Origin of the sequence: Mesorhizobium sp. M2E.F.Ca.ET.209.01.1.1, assembly GCF_004010375.2 — a bacterium.
In the GTDB taxonomy this organism is placed as follows: Bacteria; Pseudomonadota; Alphaproteobacteria; order Rhizobiales; family Rhizobiaceae; genus Mesorhizobium.
The window spans coordinates 119,067-135,581 of sequence record NZ_SADP02000001.1; the positions used below are offsets into that span (position 1 = coordinate 119,067).

Genomic DNA, 16,515 nt, shown 5'->3' on the forward strand with positions numbered 1-16,515 from the left:
ACCTGGGAGGCTTGCATGAACCCGAACGGCCAGATCGCGATCGTCACCGGCGGGGGATCCGGCCTGGGAGAGGCGACGGCGCGCGCGGTTGCCGCCAAGGGCGCCCGCGTCGCCATCCTCGATGTCGGCATCGAGCGCGCGGCGAAAGTCGCAGCCGACATCGGCGGCATTGCCGTCCAATGCGATGTCTCTAGCGGCGACAGCGCCACGGCCGCGATCGCCGAAGTGACTGGAAAGCTCGGTGAACCGCGCATCCTGGTCAATTGCGCCGGTATAGCCATCGGCGTGAAGACTATCGGCAAGGACGGACCGCATCCGCTCGACCAGTACCGCAAGGTTATCGAGATCAACCTGATCGGCACGTTCAACATGATCCGCCTCGTTGCCGATCGCACGGCGAAGCTCGATCCGCTTGCCGGGGGCGAGCGCGGCGTCATCGTCAACACCGCCTCCGTTGCCGCCTATGACGGTCAGATCGGGCAGGCCGCCTATTCTGCTTCCAAGGGCGGCGTCGTTGGCATGACGCTGCCGGTGGCGCGCGATCTGGCGCGCTCCGGCATTCGCGTCTGCACCATCGCGCCCGGCATCTTCAAGACGCCGATGATGGCCGGCATGCCGCAGGAAGTGCAGGATTCGCTCGGCGCCGCGGTGCCCTTCCCGCCGCGGCTCGGCGAGCCGTCGGAATATGCGGCCCTTGCGCTGCACATCGTCGAGAACCAGATGCTCAACGGCGAAACCATCCGGCTCGACGGCGCCATCCGCATGGCGCCGAAATAAGCCGAGATGACTGGCTCGCCGACAGGCGCCGGTGCTTCCACCGAAAAGACCGGCCCGCTCGCCGGCTTAAAAGTCATCGAAATGGCCGGGCTCGGCCCGGTGCCGCTTGCCGCCCTGGTGCTGGCCGAGATGGGCGCCGATCTGTTGCGCATCGAACGCGCCGATGCCGGCCAGCCGCTTCTGGACCTACCGGAAGAATACGACCTCGACCGCCACGGCCGTTCCATCCTCAAGCTCGACCTCAAACATCCGGCGGGCCCGGAGCTCTTGCTGCGGCTCGCGGCATGGGCAGACTTGCTTGTCGAAGGCTTCCGCCCCGGTGTGATGGAGCGCCTCGGCCTCGGGCCCGATGTGCTGCTTCAACGCAATCCGGCGCTGATCTATGGCCGCCTGACCGGGTTCGGCCAAGACGGACCGCTGTCCGGGCGAGCGGGGCACGACATCACCTATCTCGCTTATGCGGGCCTGCTGCATGCTATCGGCAGGAAGGACGCGCCGCCCGTGCCGCCGCTCAATCTCGTCGCGGATCAAGGTGGCGGCGCCATGATGCTTATTGCCGGCGTGCTCGCCGCCCTTTTCCAGCGTTCGCTGACCGGAAAGGGCCAGGTGGTCGATGCCTCGATGATCGAGGGGGCCTCGATGCTCGCGGCGCCGATTCACGCTTACATGGCGGCGGGTCTGTGGAGCGACAGGCGCGGCGAGAACCTACTCGATTCCGGCGCGCCATTTTACGACACCTATGAGACGGCGGACGCAAGGCACATTGCCGTTGGCTGCCTCGAACCGCGCTTCTTCGGCGAATTCGCCAGGCTGCTGCCGCTCGCCGGGCATTTTGTCGGCAGCCAATATGACAAGTCATCGTGGCCCGCGATGCGCGTCGCGATTGCCGCCCGGGTCAGGGAGAAAACGCGCGACGAATGGGCCGAGCTTTTCGCCAGGTCCGATGCCTGTGTCGCGCCCGTGCTGTCGCTGGTCGAAGCCAGGAACCACCCGCACAATCGCGCCAGGCAAAGCTTTGTGACGTCTGGCGGGCTCGAGCGCCCAGCGCCGGCGCCGCGTTTCTCGCATGCCCCGGCAGCGGCTGCGGCAGCACCGGCCGCCGCCGATCGCGACACCGCAAGCATATTGGCCCGTTTTGGCTTCAGCCAAGAGGAAGTCGCAGCCCTTGCAAAGGCGGGTGTAATCGGCCGATAACCGGAGAATACAAATCAACTTATCTCGGGTGAGCTTATGACCGAACCGAAAAAAGATGTCATTCGCCAGACCGACGCCGAAGCGATCAGGTTGGCGAAAACCTTGATCCGCGCAGCGCGTTTCGGCGCGCTCGCGGTTATCGAGCCCGGCACCGGCGCGCCGCTGGCAAGCAGGGTCGGCGTCGCCACCGACATCGACGGCGCGCCGCTTATCCTGATCTCGATGCTGTCCGCGCACACCGGCGCGCTTGTCGCCGATCCGCGCTGCTCGCTGCTGCTCGGCGAGCCCGGCAAGGGCGATCCGCTGGCGTATCCGCGCATTAGCCTGTCATGCCGGGCCGTGCGGCTGGAACGGGGATCGGCCGACCAGGTCCGAGCCGAACGCCGCTACCTCAATCGCAATCCAAAGGCCAAGCTTTATACCGGACTCGGCGATTTCTCGTTCTTCCGGCTCGAGCCTGGACGCGCCAGCCTGAATGGCGGCTTCGGCAAGGCCTATCTTCTCGAGCGCGATGATTTCATCACCGGCGGCGCCCTTGTCGAGGAACTGGCCGGCAGCGAGCAGGCAGCACTCGATCACATGAATGCCGACCATCGCGACGCGATTGCCCTCTATGCCCGTCACTTCGGCGGCGCCGCGGGCGAGGGCTGGATCGTCACCGGCTTCGATGCCGACGGCATGGATCTCGCCGCCCCGGACGCGACCTGCAGGATCTTCTTTCCCCAGCCTTTGCAAGCGGCGCGCGAATTGCGTTCGGTGCTCGTCGAGATGGCGAAGGCGGGACGCGCGGCAGAGCAAGAGCGTTAGTTGATCGCACGCCGGCGAAAGCAACGCTTGATAGTTAAACGAAATGATCTACCTTTGTTGTGGCGCTGATTCAGCAGCGCCTGTCGACATCTGAACATTGTGGAATCAGGCGCCATTGCCCCCTGGCGCCAGGATGAGCCAGGACCCTTGGGGGATCTATGATCTCAAACAAACTAATCGCCAATGCGGAATCGGCCGCCGCGTTTCTCACTCTCATGGGCAACGAAAAGCGTTTGCTGATCGTGGCCTATCTGATCGATGGCGAAATGTCGGTCGGCGCCATCGCCGAAAAGGTGCAACTCAGCCAGTCCGCGCTGTCGCAGCATCTCGCCAAGCTGAGGGCGCTCAATCTTGTCGAGACGCGGCGCGACCGCCAGATGATCTACTACTCCTGCAAATCCGAAGCGGTGCGCGAATTGCTGCGTATGCTGGAAGGCATTTTCGGCGACGGCGATCTCTCCCAGATGGCCTATCGGTTGCGCCGCGCCGGGGCTTGACCCGCGGCTCCAGTCGCTCATTACCTCGCTGACCAATCTTCGGCGAGGCCTGTATGAACCTCATCCCCATCGACGACCCTCGGGACCCGCGCGTCTCCGCCTATCTCGACATCCGCGAGCGCGATCTCATCGGCAGGCGCGGCCGTTTCATCGCCGAGGGCAAGGTGGTGCTGGACCTCTTGCTGTCGACAGGGCGCTTCCCCGCGGAGTCTGCCCTCATCCTCGAAAACAGGCTGGCCGGTGTGCAGGAAATCCTGCGCAAGGCGCCTTCGGATTTCCCGGTCTATGTCGCAGCCGGCGAGGTCATGGACCGGATCGCCGGCTTCCACATGCATCGCGGCATCCTGGCGATCGGCATGCGCGGCGATCCAGCGCCCGCCGAGCTTCTGTTGGAAGGCCTGCCTCGGCACGCCTTAGCTGTCGTCCTGGTCGGCATATCCAATCACGACAATATGGGGGCGATCTTCCGCAATGCCGCGGCCTTCGGCGCGGACGCGGTGCTGCTCGACCGGACCTGCTGCGATCCGCTTTACCGCAAGGCAATCCGCGTTTCCGTCGGCGCGGCGCTGAAGGTTCCCTTCGCGTCCTTCGACGATACGGCGGCCTTCACCGCCACGCTCGACCGGCTTGGCTTCAGCCAGTTCGCGCTCTCGCCGCGCGGCACCACCGACATCCGGGTCGCGCAGCATTCCGCCAGACTGGCGCTCTATCTCGGCACTGAAGGCGAAGGCCTGCCGCCGGATTTGCTTACCCGCCTGCACACGGTAAGGATTGCCATGGCAGAAGGGTTCGACAGCCTAAACGTCGCGGCGGCTTCGGCGATCGCCCTGCATCACTTTTCCGCCCGATAGCAGTCCGCTGAACGATCCCTGGGGGACGCCCCGCGATCGTCTCCTCAGTTGGACGAGCCGGCCTTCTGCAGAGCCCTCACGCGATCGGCAAGGCTGATGCCGCGCCCATTTTGCTGCCCGTCACTCGCCAGGGCCTTGGCGATAGGGGAATCCGGCCCGTCGAGCTTCATCGTCAGATTGACAACCTCGGCCGCCAGTTCGTTCATCTGCTCCCGAAGGCCGGAGCGTGGATCTCCTGCTGATTCGGGTTTCGCTGCTCCAGAAGCGGCAAGGTCGGTTTTCAGCTGCTTGTTCTCACGCGCCAGCGCCGTCAGCCTTGCCTCCAGCCGTTCCCGATCGCCCTCCAGCCTGGCGATTGCCTTGTCGACATCGTCGCTTTTCGCATCCGAGCCGGTAGTCAGCCGCGCGACGCCGTTTGCCACAGCGGTCTCCTTCGAACGTTCTCGCATGCGGGCAAGGTCCTTCTCACGCCGGTCGAGCTTTTCCTCACGGTCGGCAAGCGTGGCGAGCAGCCGCTCTACCTTCTTCTCGAGCTCGGCCACTTTCTTCTTCTCGACCTTCAAGGCTTCGCGCGCAGCCTTGCTTTCCGAGACGATCTCCTGGTTGCGCTTGTCCGCCTCCTTGCGCTGGCTGCGCAGCACCGCGATGTCGCTGGCGAGTTTGTCCAGTTCCGATTCGCGGGCAACCAGCTCGATCTGGCGGTTCGAGGACGAGAAACTGGCGTCGTCATACATCTGCTCGAGCTTTTGCAGTTCCAGCGCACGCTTCTCCAACGCCCGCTCGGCCTGCGCGTGCTTCTCCGACAGGCGGTGCAAATCCTCCTCGCGCTGCCTGAGTTCCGCGTTTTTGGCCTGGAGATCGGAGAGCGCCTGGTTCTTGTCCTTCTTTTCGACCGCGAGCCCCTTCAAGGCCTCGTGCCCGCGAGCGATCTCCACCACCTGCTCGGCCACCTTCTCCTGCAGGTTCTTGACGGTTATTTCCAGGCGGCGCGTCGTCATTGCATACTCCGCCCGGACCCGGTCCTTGTCCGCCTGGATCTCGGCAGGCGTCAGCGGCAGCGACGCCTCCAGGCGCCTGCGCGTCAGCACGACGGCCCGCCGCCAGACCGCCGGCGCGATCAGCGACACCAGAAAAGCGGCGCAAAGGAAACCGAGTGCGAAGAACAGGACCGACTGGACCAAGGCGAGCTATCCACTTTACGGAGCGGCAATCGCTGGATTGTGCCACCTTGGCATGGCGGAAATTCAACGCCGCGGCAAGAGCTTGCCGCGGCGTGGTGAGCACGGTCCGAGCGATTGTAACGGGCAGAACCCGATCAGAAGGGGTTCCAGGTCGGCCTTTCGGTGAGCTTCAGATAGCCGAGATTGACGCCGAGGCGAGCGCCGACGCCGGTGCGGATCGGCACGATCAGCACGCGGTTGCTCTGCAACACGTTGAAGCCCACGCCGGCTATGACATAAGCGGACCCGGCCACGCCGCCGAAGCGGTTGTAGAGGCTGCTGATGTCGTCGAGGTTATAGACCAGCATCATCACCCGAGAGCCCTCGCCGCCGAAGTCCCAGCCGAGCGACGGCCCTTGCCAGAACACCTTATGGTCGCCGGCATTCTTGGTGTAGAGCGTCCCCTCGCCATAGGTCAGGCCGCCGATGAGGGCCCCGGATCCCTCCTCGCCCAGCAGGTAGCCGTTCGGCAGGCCGTAGGACGCGAATATCTTTTCGACGACGGTGGCTAGGCCACCGGATGTCTCGCCGAAGAATTTATGACCGGAATCGATGATTTCCTGCGCTGTGTACTGTTGGGCCCGCGATGCCGCGGTCGAAAGGACCAAAGCCCCCAGGAGTGTGATCGTCATGGTGAGTACACGGACGAATGTCCGGTCGTAGTATCGGGAAAACATGCTTCCAATCTCCGTCAGGGAGCACTTTCGCCGACGCCTCGCACCCTTGCGGCTCTTGGCGGCCGTTCAGGGTGGCTATCACGGGCAAACTATGCCGTAATCCTTTTTCAACCATTAAGCTCCCACACGAAGATGGCGGTTCGAAGGCTGAGCTTTAGCCGCGACCACCGGTTTTCCCCTTGTGAACGCACCATTTTCGCGGTCGGCAATTTTGGATTTGTTGCTGCGCGCTCAGGCGCTGTGTATTCAGAAAGCGTTGGGGAGGCGCGTGATTCGTGTGGGCGGGCGCGAAAACGGTCGCTCGGCCTTGAACAAGTGACTTAAGCAGGGATTTCACCGATGGCCGAGCTCTTCACCCTTTCCGCGCCCGATCTCGCGGCGCTGCTTTGCAGCCGCGTCTGCCACGACATCATTTCGCCGGTCGGCGCAATCAACAACGGCCTGGAACTGCTCGACGAAGGCGGCGCCGACGAAGACGCCATGAAGCTCATTCGCCAGAGCGCCAAGAACGCCTCGGCGCGGCTGCAGTTTGCCCGTATCGCCTTCGGCGCCGCGGGTTCCGCCGGCATGATGATCGACACCGGTGATGCCGAGGCCGTGGCCATCGCCTTCTTGAAGAACGAAAAACCGGAACTGGTATGGAACGGCTCGCGCGCGCTGCTGCCCAAGAACAAGGTCAAGCTGCTGCTCAACCTCATTCTTGTCGCCCATGCGGCGATCCCGCGCGGCGGCAAGCTGGTGATCACGCTGGAAAATCTCGAAACCGAACCGCGCTTTTCGCTGTCGGCCAGTGGTCCGATGCTGCGCGTGCCGCCGAAATTCCTCGAACTGCATTCCGGCCATAAGCCCGAGGAGCCGATCGACGCACATTCGGTCCAGCCTTACTACACGCTGCTTCTGGCGCGCGAGGCCAACATGACGATCTCGATCCACGCGACCGCCGACGAGATCGTGCTCAGGGCCGAATAATATCAAGAAACGCTGCAGTATCGCTCATCCATGATACTTGCGCCCGCAGTGCAGGCGCAGCAATGTTTTGCATCCGTTGCGACAGCCGCGCCACGGTTCGGGATGGCATGAAACGCCTCTTTGGAAAAACTTTACCTAACGGCTTTTCGGCTTCTTTACCAGATTGGCCTATAGTGCTGCCCTGTTACCCGGAGGCTGCCGGTTCGGCAGATGGCAAAGAGGATCCGGACATGAAGCGCTGCCTGTTCGTCGACGATTCGAGCGTCATCAGGAAGGTCGCAAAACGTATTCTTGGCGGCTCGGACATGATTGTCGTCGAGGCGTCGACCGGGGTCGAGGCTACCGAAATCTGCGCCGACGACATGCCGGATGTCATCGTCATCGACGGCGGGCTGGCCGACGTACAGGCCGTGGACCTCATTCGCCGCATCCGCGCCATCGAAGCTCCCATCAAGCCGCAGATCCTGGTCTCGCTGATCGAGGTCGATGCCGCGGCGATCATGCGCGCCAAGCGAGCCGGCGCTCAGGGCTATCTGCTGAAGCCCTTCAACCGTGCGCAACTGCTCGAAAGCTTCCGTTTCCTGAAGATCGCCGCCTGATTCGCAGGGAGCGGCTCCAAACAAAAACCCGGCCTGAGCCGGGTTTTTGTCTTAAGGCACTGTGATCGCTCAGGCGCTGACGCGGATATCTTCCGGTTCGCGCAGCACATAGCCGCGGCCCCACACCGTCTCGATGTAGTTCTGGCCGCCGGACGCCGCGTCCAGCTTCTTGCGCAGCTTGCAGATGAAGACGTCGATGATCTTCAGCTCCGGCTCGTCCATACCGCCATAGAGATGGTTGAGGAACATTTCCTTGGTGAGCGTGGTGCCCTTGCGCAGCGAGAGCAGCTCCAGCATCTGATATTCCTTGCCGGTCAGGTGCACGCGCTGACCGCCGACCTCGACCGTCTTGGCGTCGAGATTGACCACCAGGTCGCCCGTGGTGATGACCGACTGGGCGTGACCCTTGGAGCGGCGCACGATGGCGTGGATGCGCGCCACCAGTTCGTCCTTGTGGAAGGGCTTGGTCATATAATCGTCGGCGCCGAAGCCGAGGCCGCGCACCTTGTCCTCGATGCCGGCCATGCCGGACAGGATCAGGATCGGCGTCTTGACCTTGGAGAGGCGCAGCGTGCGCAGGACTTCATAACCCGACATGTCGGGGAGATTGAGATCCAGAAGGATGATGTCGTAATCGTAGAGCTTGCCGAGGTCGACACCTTCTTCGCCGAGATCGGTCGTATAGACGTTGAAGCTCTCCGATTTCAGCATCAATTCGATGCTCTGTGCGGTTGCACTGTCATCTTCAATCAGCAGAACACGCATTTCATTCCCCTTTTCTGCTGCCGGGCCGTGCCGCGACCCGTCCGGGACCCGGAGCAGTGATTGCCTGAACAGAAGGTGCCACCGACTGGTTAACAAATCCTAATTTCGTGTCGTCCACGATATCAGATTTTTTAACCCCTTTCTACACCCACTTGAATCTAATAATGAATCACAGACGCAAACCGTTAATGCACCACATCAAAAAGTCAGCCTAAGTGACTCCAGAGACTCGCTGGCCCGGGCTTTCGCCGAGAGCCGGAATTTTTACCCGGCCTTAAGTCCTCGCCCGTATGATTAACAATGCCCGTAAACGAATGGTTACCGCCGGCAAAAATCTTTAGGGCTTTGTTTCCTATAGCCCAGGGAAAGCCGGGGGAAACGGGCAGCGCTTGGGTCGTTCCGGGCGGACTGGACGGTATTGCAGGTGTGCGTTTGCGGAGTATCGAGTCATGAAGTCACGTGAAAACCTCGTTCGGCTGAAGCAATTTCAGGTGAATGAGAAGCGGCGGCAGCTCTTGCAGCTGGACATGATGATCGCCGAGTTCGAACGCATGGCCGTCGAGCTGGAAGCGCAGATCATCGCCGAGGAGAAAAAAGCCGGCATCACCGACATCAACCATTTCGCCTATCCGACCTTCGCCAAAGCGGCCCGCCTTCGCCGTGACAACCTTAGAAATTCACAAAGCGACCTCGCCCAGCAGCGAAGCACCGCCGAATCATTACTCGGCGAAGCTGAAGCGGAGCTTTCCAAGGCGGAGATGCTGGAATCGCGCGACACCAAGATCCGCGACGCCGAAATAGGCGGCCGCAGCGCCATGATCGGCTGATCGCCGGCATGTTTGCAGTCCTTGCGGGAGACATGTGGAGCCGGAGGCATGCCGGCACGCGGCTTCAGCACCGCCAACCGGTCGAATCGGCCTCGCCGCCTGCTTCAGGACGCAGCGGCCATCTCATCATGATCAGCCGATGCCCGGCCGCGGGCTTCCTTGATTTCCGGCGTATGCTCTTCGGCCCAGGATCGGATTTGGCTGAGCAGCCCCGCTAGGTTCTGGCCAAGCTCCGTAAGCTCATACTCCACGCGCGGCGGAATGACGGGAAACACCTCACGCCGTACAAGACCGTCGCGTTCCAGCACGCGCAGAGTCTGCGTCAGCATTTTGGGCGTAATGCCTTCCATCTTGCGCGCCAGCTCGCCATTGCGCAGCCGGCCGCGCCGCAATGCGCAGACGGTAAGATAAACCCATTTGCTGGCCAACATCTCGAGCACGGTATGCGACCGGCAGGTGCGCCGGAACGCGTCGTAGCCGAGTGGGGAGCCGTCTTCACTATCCATGAGGTGCCTATATATAGAAAAGGTACATACTAGACAACAGAATATCACTATCCAAATGATAGCGGCGCACCAATCGAGCAGGAGGCTTCCATGCGTGCCGTTATCCAGAATGCCGTCGGCGGACCCGACGTCCTTTTCGTCGCCGAGCAGCCCGACCCCTCGCCCAAACCCGGTGAAGTGCTCGTCCGCGTCAAGGCGGCGGGTATCAATCCAGTTGATGGCGCCGTGCGCGGCGGTTTCTACCCGCTGCTCGGCGAGCCGCCATTCACACTGGGCTGGGACATTTCAGGGACCGTCGCGGCGCTCGGCGCCGGCGTGCGCGAGTTCAAAGTCGGCGACGACGTGTTCGGCATGCCCCACTTCCCCAAACAGGCCGGTGCCTATGCCGAGCTTGCAACGGCGCCGGTGGACGAGATTGCCGCCAAACCTGCCGCCATCGACCATGCGCGCGCCGCCGCGCTGCCTTTGGCTGGGCTGACGGCTTGGCAAGGCCTCGTCCGCCATGGCGGCCTGCAGGCGGGGCAGCGCGCGCTGATTCATGCCGGCGCCGGTGGCGTCGGCCATCTGGCGGTACAGATCGCCAAGGCGCGCGGCGCCTACGTCATCACCACCGCGAGCCCGGACAAAACGGATTTCGTCCGCGCGATCGGCGCCGACGAGGTGATCGACTACACCAGGGAAGATTTCACGAGAAAGGCCGGCAATGTCGATCTGGTGCTGGATCCGATCGGCGGCGACCATGCCGACCAATCGCTGGAAGTCCTGCGTGACGGCGGCGTTCTGGTCTCGCTGCTCAACGTTCACGATGCCACCCGGGCGAAGGCCGGCGCGCGCGGTATCCGCGTCGAGCGCATGTCCGTGGTGCCCGACCGCGATGGCCTGGTCGAGCTTGCCAGGCTGGTGGATGCAGGCAAGCTCTCGCCCCATGTGGCGAAGACCTTCCCGCTCGAACAGGCGGGAGCAGCCCATGCCTTTCTGGCCACGCGGCCGATCGGCAAGATTGTGCTGACGGTCTGAGGTTTTACAGAAGCGAAAAGGGCGCGGAGCACCGCGCCCTTTTCGTTTTATATCTGTCCAGCCTAGTGCCGATATTGCTGGATGCGGGTTGTGCGCAGCCCGGCAAGGCCATATTCGTCGATCGATGCCTGCCAGGAGAGAAATTCTTCGGTGGTGAGCTTGTAGCGCTGGCAGGCTTCTTCAAGGCTGAGCAGGCCGCCGCGCACGGCTGCGACCACTTCCGCCTTGCGCCGGATAACCCAGCGCCGCGTGTTCGTCGGGGGCAGATCGGCGATCGTAAGAGGGCTGCCGTCGGGCCCAATAACATACTTGACTCTAGGTCTAACCAGATCGGTCATCGTACTCTCTACTAAAAACTCAAAGACCCAATCCCCGCCACAGTACCGCCACAGCTTTAAAAATTGCCTAAGCGAACCCTAATCACTAGGTAAGGATCGTGAACGCCCGGTTAGGATATCGTTTAGAATTTGAAACACCGGCCTCCAGGCCCTGAATTGCCGGTAATCTCGTCCCGCGCCGCAAGCTGGCGCAGACGGGGCGCTTGACCTATATTCCGGCCATTGGCATTTGAGCGCCGCACAGTGAAAGCACCATGAACAGCCTCGATCTCCCTCGCCGCCCCGAAGAAACCCGCGTCGTCGTCGCGATGTCGGGCGGTGTCGATTCCTCTGTGGTCGCGGGCATCCTGAAGCGCGAAGGCTATGACGTCGTCGGCGTGACGCTGCAGCTCTACGATCATGGCGCGGCCACACATCGCGTCGGCTCATGCTGCGCAGGCCAGGACATAGACGATGCCCGCCGCGTTTCCGAGACGCTTGGCATCCCGCATTATGTCCTCGACTATGAAGAGCGCTTCCGCAAGGCGGTCATCGATCCCTTTGCCGAGAGCTACGTCGCCGGCGAGACGCCGATCCCCTGCGTATCGTGCAATCAGACGGTGAAGTTCGCCGATCTGCTAGCGACCGCGCAGGACCTCGGCGCCGACGCCCTGGCCACCGGCCACTATATCCGCTCGCGCGCCAATGGCGTGCATCGCGCGCTCTACCGGCCGGTCGACGCCGACCGCGACCAGAGCTATTTCCTGTTCGCCACCACGCAGGCGCAGATCGATTACCTGCGCTTCCCGCTCGGCGGTCTTTCCAAGCCGCAGGTGCGCGCCATCGCCGAGGAGATGGGGCTGACCGTCGCAGCCAAGCAGGACAGCCAGGACATCTGCTTCGTGCCGCAGGGCAAATATTCCGACATCATCGCCAAGCTGAAGCCCGCGGCCGCCAACCCCGGCGACATCGTCCATATCGACGGCCGCGTGCTCGGCCGCCACGAAGGCATCCTGCGCTACACGATCGGCCAGCGCCGCGGCATCGGCATCGCCTCCGGCGAGCCGCTCTATGTCGTCCATCTGGATGCCGACCGGGCGCGCGTCATCGTCGGTCCGCGCGAGGCGCTGGAGACGCACAAGATCTATCTGCGCGCCATGAACTGGCTGGGCGACGGACCGCTGTCGGACGTTCCGGCCGGCGGGATCGAGCTCTTCGCAAAAGTCCGCTCGACTAGGCCGCCGCGTCCGGCCGTGCTGCATCATCGCAACGGCGTGACTTCGGTCGAACTGGCCGACGGCGAGTCCGGCATCGCGCCAGGACAGGCCTGTGTGCTCTATTCCGATGACGGCAACGAGGCGCGGGTGTTCGGCGGCGGCTTCATCGAGCGTTCCGAGCGCGGCGCCGAGGCCGAGGCCATGCTGTCCAGGCTAGCCGCCAGACCGGCGCAGATTCCGGCTGAATAGGGTATTCGCCCATCGGTCAGCCGACTTTCAGCTGTCCAACTTTTCAGAGAGACTGCTTCGGTGCGGGCTCAGGCGGGCGAGCCCATATGGATCACCGTACCTGCAGTCAGGATGCGCAGCACCCGGATCGCTTCCTCGCCGTCGGTGCGCGGCTCGGCGCGTGTCTCGATGCATTGCATGAAATGGGCAAGCTCGCGCGTCAGCGGCATGCCCTCGCCGACCGGCACGTAGGAAGGCTCGTTGGCCGTGAACGCCCATTGGCCGCTGTCCTGCCAGACCGCGTGGCGGTAAACGGCAAGCTTGCGCTCCCAGGGCTCGACGTCGTCGAACACCGCCATCGCCTTGGTGCCGACCACCGTCAGGCGCCGCTCGCGATAGGGATTGAGGCGCGAGGCGAAGAGATGGCTGCGCAGGCCGTTCGGGAAGCGCATATGCAAATGCGCGAAGTCGCTGAGATTGTCGAGCAGCGCCGCTCCCTCGCCCCTCACCTCGATCGGCTCGGTGCCGGTGATGGCCAGGATCATCGACAGGTCGTGCGGCGCAAGGTCCCAGAGCGCGTCGTTTTCGGTGTGGAACTTGCCGAGGCCGAGCCGGTGCGAATGGATGTAGCGCACCTCGCCGAGCTCGCCATTGTCGATCAGCCCCTTCAGCGTCTCGAAGGCGGGGTGGAAGCGCAGCACATGGCCGACCATGAAGACGCGGCCATTGTCCTTTGCCGCCTTCACCGCGCGCTCGGCATCGGCGACGGTCAGCGCGATCGGCTTTTCCACCAGCACGTCCTTGCCGCTTTCGACGGCGCGCACCGCGGTATCGGCATGGTATTGCGGCGGCAGCGCCATGACGATGGCGTCGATGTCGTTGCGCTCGAACAGTTTGTCCGGCTCGATCGCCAGGCAATCCTGCTCGCTGGCGAAACCTTCGGCACGAGCGCGGTTGACGTCGGAAACGGCATAGAGCGCGCCAAGCGCCTTGAGGGTGCGGATATGGTTGCTGCCCCAGTATCCGCAACCGAGGACGGCGATGCGCGGCTTCATTCGTTCAAACTCTAGAATTTCATGGCCGAGACATAGCGACGTGCCCCGCCGAACTCAACCCCGGGACATGCCCTGAGTGGCTGTCCGGCAAAGCTTTTCTGGGACGAGAATATGCGGGCTGGATTATGCCGGCATGTCGGCCTCATCCAAGCTTGACAGGCTCACCCTCCCAACCTTATATCCGCGCGACCTTGGCGAACGCCTCGCGACGCCCGTCCATCCAGGACGGTTTTCCGGGCCATTTGCCACCCTGGCGGGGTAGCTCAGTTGGTTAGAGCACGGGAATCATAATCCTGGGGTCGGGGGTTCAAGTCCCTCTCCCGCTACCATCGATCCCAACACACCTGTGTGGGTTTTGTTCGCGGTGGGGAGCGCTTGTAGCGCTCCTCTGCGTCGCAGCCGATCTTCGAACGGCCAGTCGTCGTCACATCGCTCACCAGGCGGCCCGGTGAGGCGTAGACGATAATCGAGGAGAGTGAAACCGCCCTCTCTCCCCAGCTTCTTACGGACGAACGCGGATGACCGTCTTTCCCGTGCGTCGCTCGCTTGCGTTGAAGGTTGCAACGGCCGCGTCGAGGGCCGAAACTCTGCCGATGTTCGTCCGCAGTCGTCCGTCCCGCACCCGCTGGACGATCTCACTCAGTTGGGCGCGATCGGATTCGACAACGAAGTCAACCGCCAGCCCGTCTGCGGGCCGCGCCTCGGCCGGGCCGACGACGGTCACCAGCGTTCCTCCGGCCCGGATCAACGCTGCGGACCGCTTCTGAATGTCACCGCCGATGACATCGAATACCAGGTCGACGCCGCCGACGTCCCCCAGGCTATCGTTCCCGAGGTCGACGAATTCATTCACACCGAAGTCGAGCGCCTTCTCGCGGTCCGCGGCGCGTCCAGTGCCGATGACATAGGCGCCGGCTTCCCGCGCAAGCTGCGTCACGACCGAACCGACGGCGCCCGCCGCGCCATGCGCCAGCACGCTCTGTCCTGCCTGAAGCCGGCCGTGCTGAAACAGGCCCTGCCATGCGGTGAGGCCCGAGATCGGCAGACTCGCGCCCACCGCGAAGTCGATATCGCCAGGCAATGGTGCGAGATTGCGTGCTTCCATGGCGACGTACTCAGCAAGGGTGCCGTCGCGATGCCAGTCCGACAGGCCGAACACGCGCTGACCGATTGACAGCCCCGTGGTACCGTAGCCAAGCGCCGTGACCACACCAGCCAATTCATGGCCGAGAATCGACGGCGTCCGGTCACGGAAGGCCCGATCCGCCCAAGTCGAAGGCCACTCCAGTTCCGTGTTGACGAACCCCGCCGCATGAACCTGAACGACAACGTCGTTTATTGCTGCCTGTGGTTCGGGCCGCTCCACCAGTGTCATGCCGGCCGTTCCCGCAGTCCGGTCCGTTGCAACGATTGCTTTCATGGGAATTGTCTCCTCCGAAAAGACGCCGGTATACGTGGCCCCGTAGCGATCACTTCTGGCGCTTTCGCCCTCGCGCGGCCTCTGGTTTTATTCTGATGCGGAGCGTTCCGCCCTCGGGGCGGTCGATTTCGAACGCGTTCGTCTTGCGGACGAGATCGCTCAGCTTGCGAAAGCCGAAGGTGCGCGGATCGAAGTCGGAAGCCAGATTTGCAAGCTGCGTGCCGACGGCACCGAGCGGAACCCAGCCATCCTCGCTTTCCATCTGCGCGATGGTTTTGCGGATGATCGGCACGGCCGCGGAAGGCGGCTGCAGCGGCTTCACAGTCGATAAGGCTTCAGGCTCGTTTGCTGGCGCGGACGGCAGCAGGTTCTCGGTATAGACGAATCGCCGGCATGCCTGGCGGAAACTCTCAGGCGTCTTCTGCTCGCCGAAGCCGAAAACGTCGATGCCCTGCTCGCGAATACGGGCCGCGAGCCGGGTGAAATCGCTGTCGGAGGAAACCAGGCAGAAACCGTCGAACCGGCCGCTGTGCAGCAGATCCATCGCGTCGATGACGAGCGTGATGTCCGAGGCGTTCTTGCCTGTCGTGTAGGCGAACTGCTGCTGGGGTATGATTGCGTGCTTCGAAAGGACGTCGGCCCACGCTTTCGAGCGCGAGCTGGAAAAATCGCCATAGATGCGACGCACGCTGGCCTCGCCGATCTTGGCGATCTCCTCGAACAGCCCATCGGCGATCTTGGCCGAGGCGTTGTCGGCATCGATGAGAACGGCAAGGCGTGGCGAGCGCGGCTCTGGCGGCATCGTGGTCTTTTCCTCAGCGCTGTTCATGGCACCTGAAGTTCTTGCTCTCAATGTCGATGATGTCGCCGCAGTTCGCGCATTCCATCTGGGTGTGGGTACGAATCCAACCGACGAGCGTCTTTGCCTGATGATGGCAACGGGGACATTCCACGTCGATTTCGAAGCTGTCCGTCTCGCGCTGCGTCATCGCCATGCCTCAGCTTTCGTCAGCAGCGGGCTCTCGCTGTTCTTTCTGCTCTATGGATAATGGTTTCTCCTTCGCGGCTTTCCCCGCAAGCTTGGCTTCTTTCTTGGCCGCCTTGGCCTTGTCCCGTTGACTGCGCTCGTATCGATAGTTCGGCTTCATCGCCATTCGAACTCTCCCCGTCTGGTGGATCCGCCAGGCCGAATGCTGGCTGAGGATCGCAATCCGGCCAGCGCGCGGCTTCAAACCGCGCAGTCGCCCGTCAAGCTCAGTAAATCTCAACTGTGCGGTCGTAGCCGATCCCCGCCTCCTGAAATGCGGTGAGGAATGCAGCACTCGCGTCATCGGCAGCGCCGTCTTCGGCGCAGCGTTTCATCGCGTCGGTCCAAGCCACGCTGTCGTTTCCTGGCCAATGGTCAAACAGGAAATCCGAAGCCTGTGCGACTGACTCAATCAGAGTGAAGCCGATCGGGCCGGCGACATAGACAACCACGGGAACCCGGAATTTTTTGCCAGCCATTGTGCACCCTACGCCCAATTGCATGGAAAGACGAGCGCGGCGGGTCGATTGTTCACCCGCCTTGAT

21 protein-coding genes and 1 tRNA gene are annotated in these 16,515 nt (G+C 62.9%); 11 read left to right on the forward strand and 11 right to left on the reverse strand.

What is annotated here, in order from left to right:
- Nucleotides 1-15 precede the first annotated feature (15 nt).
- The 5 genes from EN852_RS00615 (at nucleotide 16) to EN852_RS00635 (ending at nucleotide 4,126) form a co-directional block, all read left to right on the forward strand.
- Nucleotides 16-777 (forward strand): 3-hydroxyacyl-CoA dehydrogenase, encoded by a 762-nt coding sequence (locus tag EN852_RS00615; RefSeq protein WP_127874510.1) that lies wholly within the window; start codon nucleotides 16-18, stop codon nucleotides 775-777.
- Nucleotides 778-783: 6 nt separating this feature from the next.
- On the forward strand, nucleotides 784-1,971 hold the full coding sequence (locus tag EN852_RS00620; RefSeq protein WP_127874511.1) for a CaiB/BaiF CoA-transferase family protein: 1,188 nt from the start codon (nucleotides 784-786) through the stop codon (nucleotides 1,969-1,971).
- A gap of 36 nt (nucleotides 1,972-2,007) precedes the next feature.
- Entirely contained in the window at nucleotides 2,008-2,778 is a 771-nt protein-coding gene (locus EN852_RS00625) for a HugZ family protein (protein ID WP_127874512.1), read from the forward strand.
- A 158-nt stretch (nucleotides 2,779-2,936) separates the two neighbouring features.
- Nucleotides 2,937-3,275 (forward strand): metalloregulator ArsR/SmtB family transcription factor, encoded by a 339-nt coding sequence (locus tag EN852_RS00630; protein ID WP_127864435.1) that lies wholly within the window; start codon nucleotides 2,937-2,939, stop codon nucleotides 3,273-3,275.
- A 53-nt stretch (nucleotides 3,276-3,328) separates the two neighbouring features.
- Nucleotides 3,329-4,126 carry an RNA methyltransferase gene (locus EN852_RS00635; RefSeq protein WP_127874513.1) on the forward strand — a complete coding sequence of 266 codons (798 nt, stop codon included), beginning with the start codon at nucleotides 3,329-3,331 and terminating at the stop codon, nucleotides 4,124-4,126.
- A 44-nt stretch (nucleotides 4,127-4,170) separates the two neighbouring features.
- On the opposite strand, the gene EN852_RS00640 is transcribed toward EN852_RS00635, so the two are convergent.
- Nucleotides 4,171-5,307 (reverse strand): hypothetical protein, encoded by a 1,137-nt coding sequence (locus EN852_RS00640; RefSeq protein WP_127874514.1) that lies wholly within the window; start codon nucleotides 5,305-5,307, stop codon nucleotides 4,171-4,173.
- Nucleotides 5,308-5,441: 134 nt separating this feature from the next.
- Nucleotides 5,442-5,978, reverse strand: a complete 537-nt coding sequence (locus tag EN852_RS00645; protein ID WP_245431486.1) for an EipA family protein — start codon at nucleotides 5,976-5,978, stop codon at nucleotides 5,442-5,444.
- A 384-nt stretch (nucleotides 5,979-6,362) separates the two neighbouring features.
- Between EN852_RS00645 and EN852_RS00650 the strand changes: the two genes are divergently transcribed.
- Nucleotides 6,363-6,992: a histidine phosphotransferase family protein gene (locus EN852_RS00650; protein WP_095817211.1), complete on the forward strand. Its 630-nt coding sequence runs from the start codon at nucleotides 6,363-6,365 to the stop codon at nucleotides 6,990-6,992.
- 230 nt (nucleotides 6,993-7,222) lie between these two features.
- Nucleotides 7,223-7,591, forward strand: coding sequence for a response regulator (locus EN852_RS00655; RefSeq protein ID WP_127864432.1), 369 nt, complete (start codon nucleotides 7,223-7,225; stop codon nucleotides 7,589-7,591).
- A 69-nt stretch (nucleotides 7,592-7,660) separates the two neighbouring features.
- Here EN852_RS00655 and ctrA read toward each other — a convergent pair whose 3' ends face one another.
- A complete protein-coding gene (gene ctrA / locus EN852_RS00660; RefSeq protein ID WP_006203583.1) occupies nucleotides 7,661-8,356 on the reverse strand; it encodes a cell cycle two-component system response regulator CtrA in 696 nt (231 codons plus the stop codon).
- Nucleotides 8,357-8,805: 449 nt separating this feature from the next.
- Between ctrA and EN852_RS00665 the strand changes: the two genes are divergently transcribed.
- Nucleotides 8,806-9,183: a flagellar export protein FliJ gene (locus EN852_RS00665; protein ID WP_126064596.1), complete on the forward strand. Its 378-nt coding sequence runs from the start codon at nucleotides 8,806-8,808 to the stop codon at nucleotides 9,181-9,183.
- A gap of 104 nt (nucleotides 9,184-9,287) precedes the next feature.
- Here EN852_RS00665 and EN852_RS00670 read toward each other — a convergent pair whose 3' ends face one another.
- Complete coding sequence (locus EN852_RS00670; RefSeq protein ID WP_127874515.1) at nucleotides 9,288-9,689, reverse strand: helix-turn-helix domain-containing protein; 402 nt, start codon at nucleotides 9,687-9,689, stop codon at nucleotides 9,288-9,290.
- Between the two features lie 90 nt (nucleotides 9,690-9,779).
- On the opposite strand from EN852_RS00670, the gene EN852_RS00675 reads away from it, so the two are divergent.
- Nucleotides 9,780-10,706, forward strand: coding sequence for an NADP-dependent oxidoreductase (locus tag EN852_RS00675; RefSeq protein ID WP_127874516.1), 927 nt, complete (start codon nucleotides 9,780-9,782; stop codon nucleotides 10,704-10,706).
- 62 nt (nucleotides 10,707-10,768) lie between these two features.
- Here the strand turns inward: EN852_RS00675 and EN852_RS00680 are convergent, their stop codons facing one another.
- A complete protein-coding gene (locus tag EN852_RS00680; protein WP_006203587.1) occupies nucleotides 10,769-11,044 on the reverse strand; it encodes a DUF1153 domain-containing protein in 276 nt (91 codons plus the stop codon).
- 254 nt (nucleotides 11,045-11,298) lie between these two features.
- On the opposite strand from EN852_RS00680, the gene mnmA reads away from it, so the two are divergent.
- Nucleotides 11,299-12,489, forward strand: coding sequence for a tRNA 2-thiouridine(34) synthase MnmA (gene mnmA / locus EN852_RS00685; protein WP_127874517.1), 1,191 nt, complete (start codon nucleotides 11,299-11,301; stop codon nucleotides 12,487-12,489).
- A 68-nt stretch (nucleotides 12,490-12,557) separates the two neighbouring features.
- Here the strand turns inward: mnmA and EN852_RS00690 are convergent, their stop codons facing one another.
- Nucleotides 12,558-13,523, reverse strand: a complete 966-nt coding sequence (locus tag EN852_RS00690) for a Gfo/Idh/MocA family oxidoreductase (RefSeq protein WP_127874518.1) — start codon at nucleotides 13,521-13,523, stop codon at nucleotides 12,558-12,560.
- Nucleotides 13,524-13,775: 252 nt separating this feature from the next.
- Here EN852_RS00690 and EN852_RS00695 point away from each other — a divergent pair.
- Nucleotides 13,776-13,852: transfer RNA gene (locus EN852_RS00695), tRNA-Met, on the forward strand.
- Between the two features lie 173 nt (nucleotides 13,853-14,025).
- Here the strand turns inward: EN852_RS00695 and EN852_RS00700 are convergent.
- The 5 genes from EN852_RS00700 to EN852_RS00715 all read right to left on the reverse strand — a co-directional run bounded on the left by EN852_RS00700 (nucleotide 14,026) and on the right by EN852_RS00715 (nucleotide 16,449).
- A complete protein-coding gene (locus EN852_RS00700; protein ID WP_127864388.1) occupies nucleotides 14,026-14,943 on the reverse strand; it encodes an NADP-dependent oxidoreductase in 918 nt (305 codons plus the stop codon).
- A 49-nt stretch (nucleotides 14,944-14,992) separates the two neighbouring features.
- A complete protein-coding gene (locus tag EN852_RS00705; RefSeq protein ID WP_127864831.1) occupies nucleotides 14,993-15,745 on the reverse strand; it encodes an NYN domain-containing protein in 753 nt (250 codons plus the stop codon).
- A 13-nt stretch (nucleotides 15,746-15,758) separates the two neighbouring features.
- Entirely contained in the window at nucleotides 15,759-15,938 is a 180-nt protein-coding gene (locus tag EN852_RS00710; protein WP_127864387.1) for a hypothetical protein, read from the reverse strand.
- A gap of 3 nt (nucleotides 15,939-15,941) precedes the next feature.
- Nucleotides 15,942-16,097 (reverse strand): hypothetical protein, encoded by a 156-nt coding sequence (locus tag EN852_RS40695; protein ID WP_095777384.1) that lies wholly within the window; start codon nucleotides 16,095-16,097, stop codon nucleotides 15,942-15,944.
- A 100-nt stretch (nucleotides 16,098-16,197) separates the two neighbouring features.
- Nucleotides 16,198-16,449 (reverse strand): DUF982 domain-containing protein, encoded by a 252-nt coding sequence (locus EN852_RS00715; RefSeq protein ID WP_127874519.1) that lies wholly within the window; start codon nucleotides 16,447-16,449, stop codon nucleotides 16,198-16,200.
- Nucleotides 16,450-16,515 lie beyond the last annotated feature (66 nt).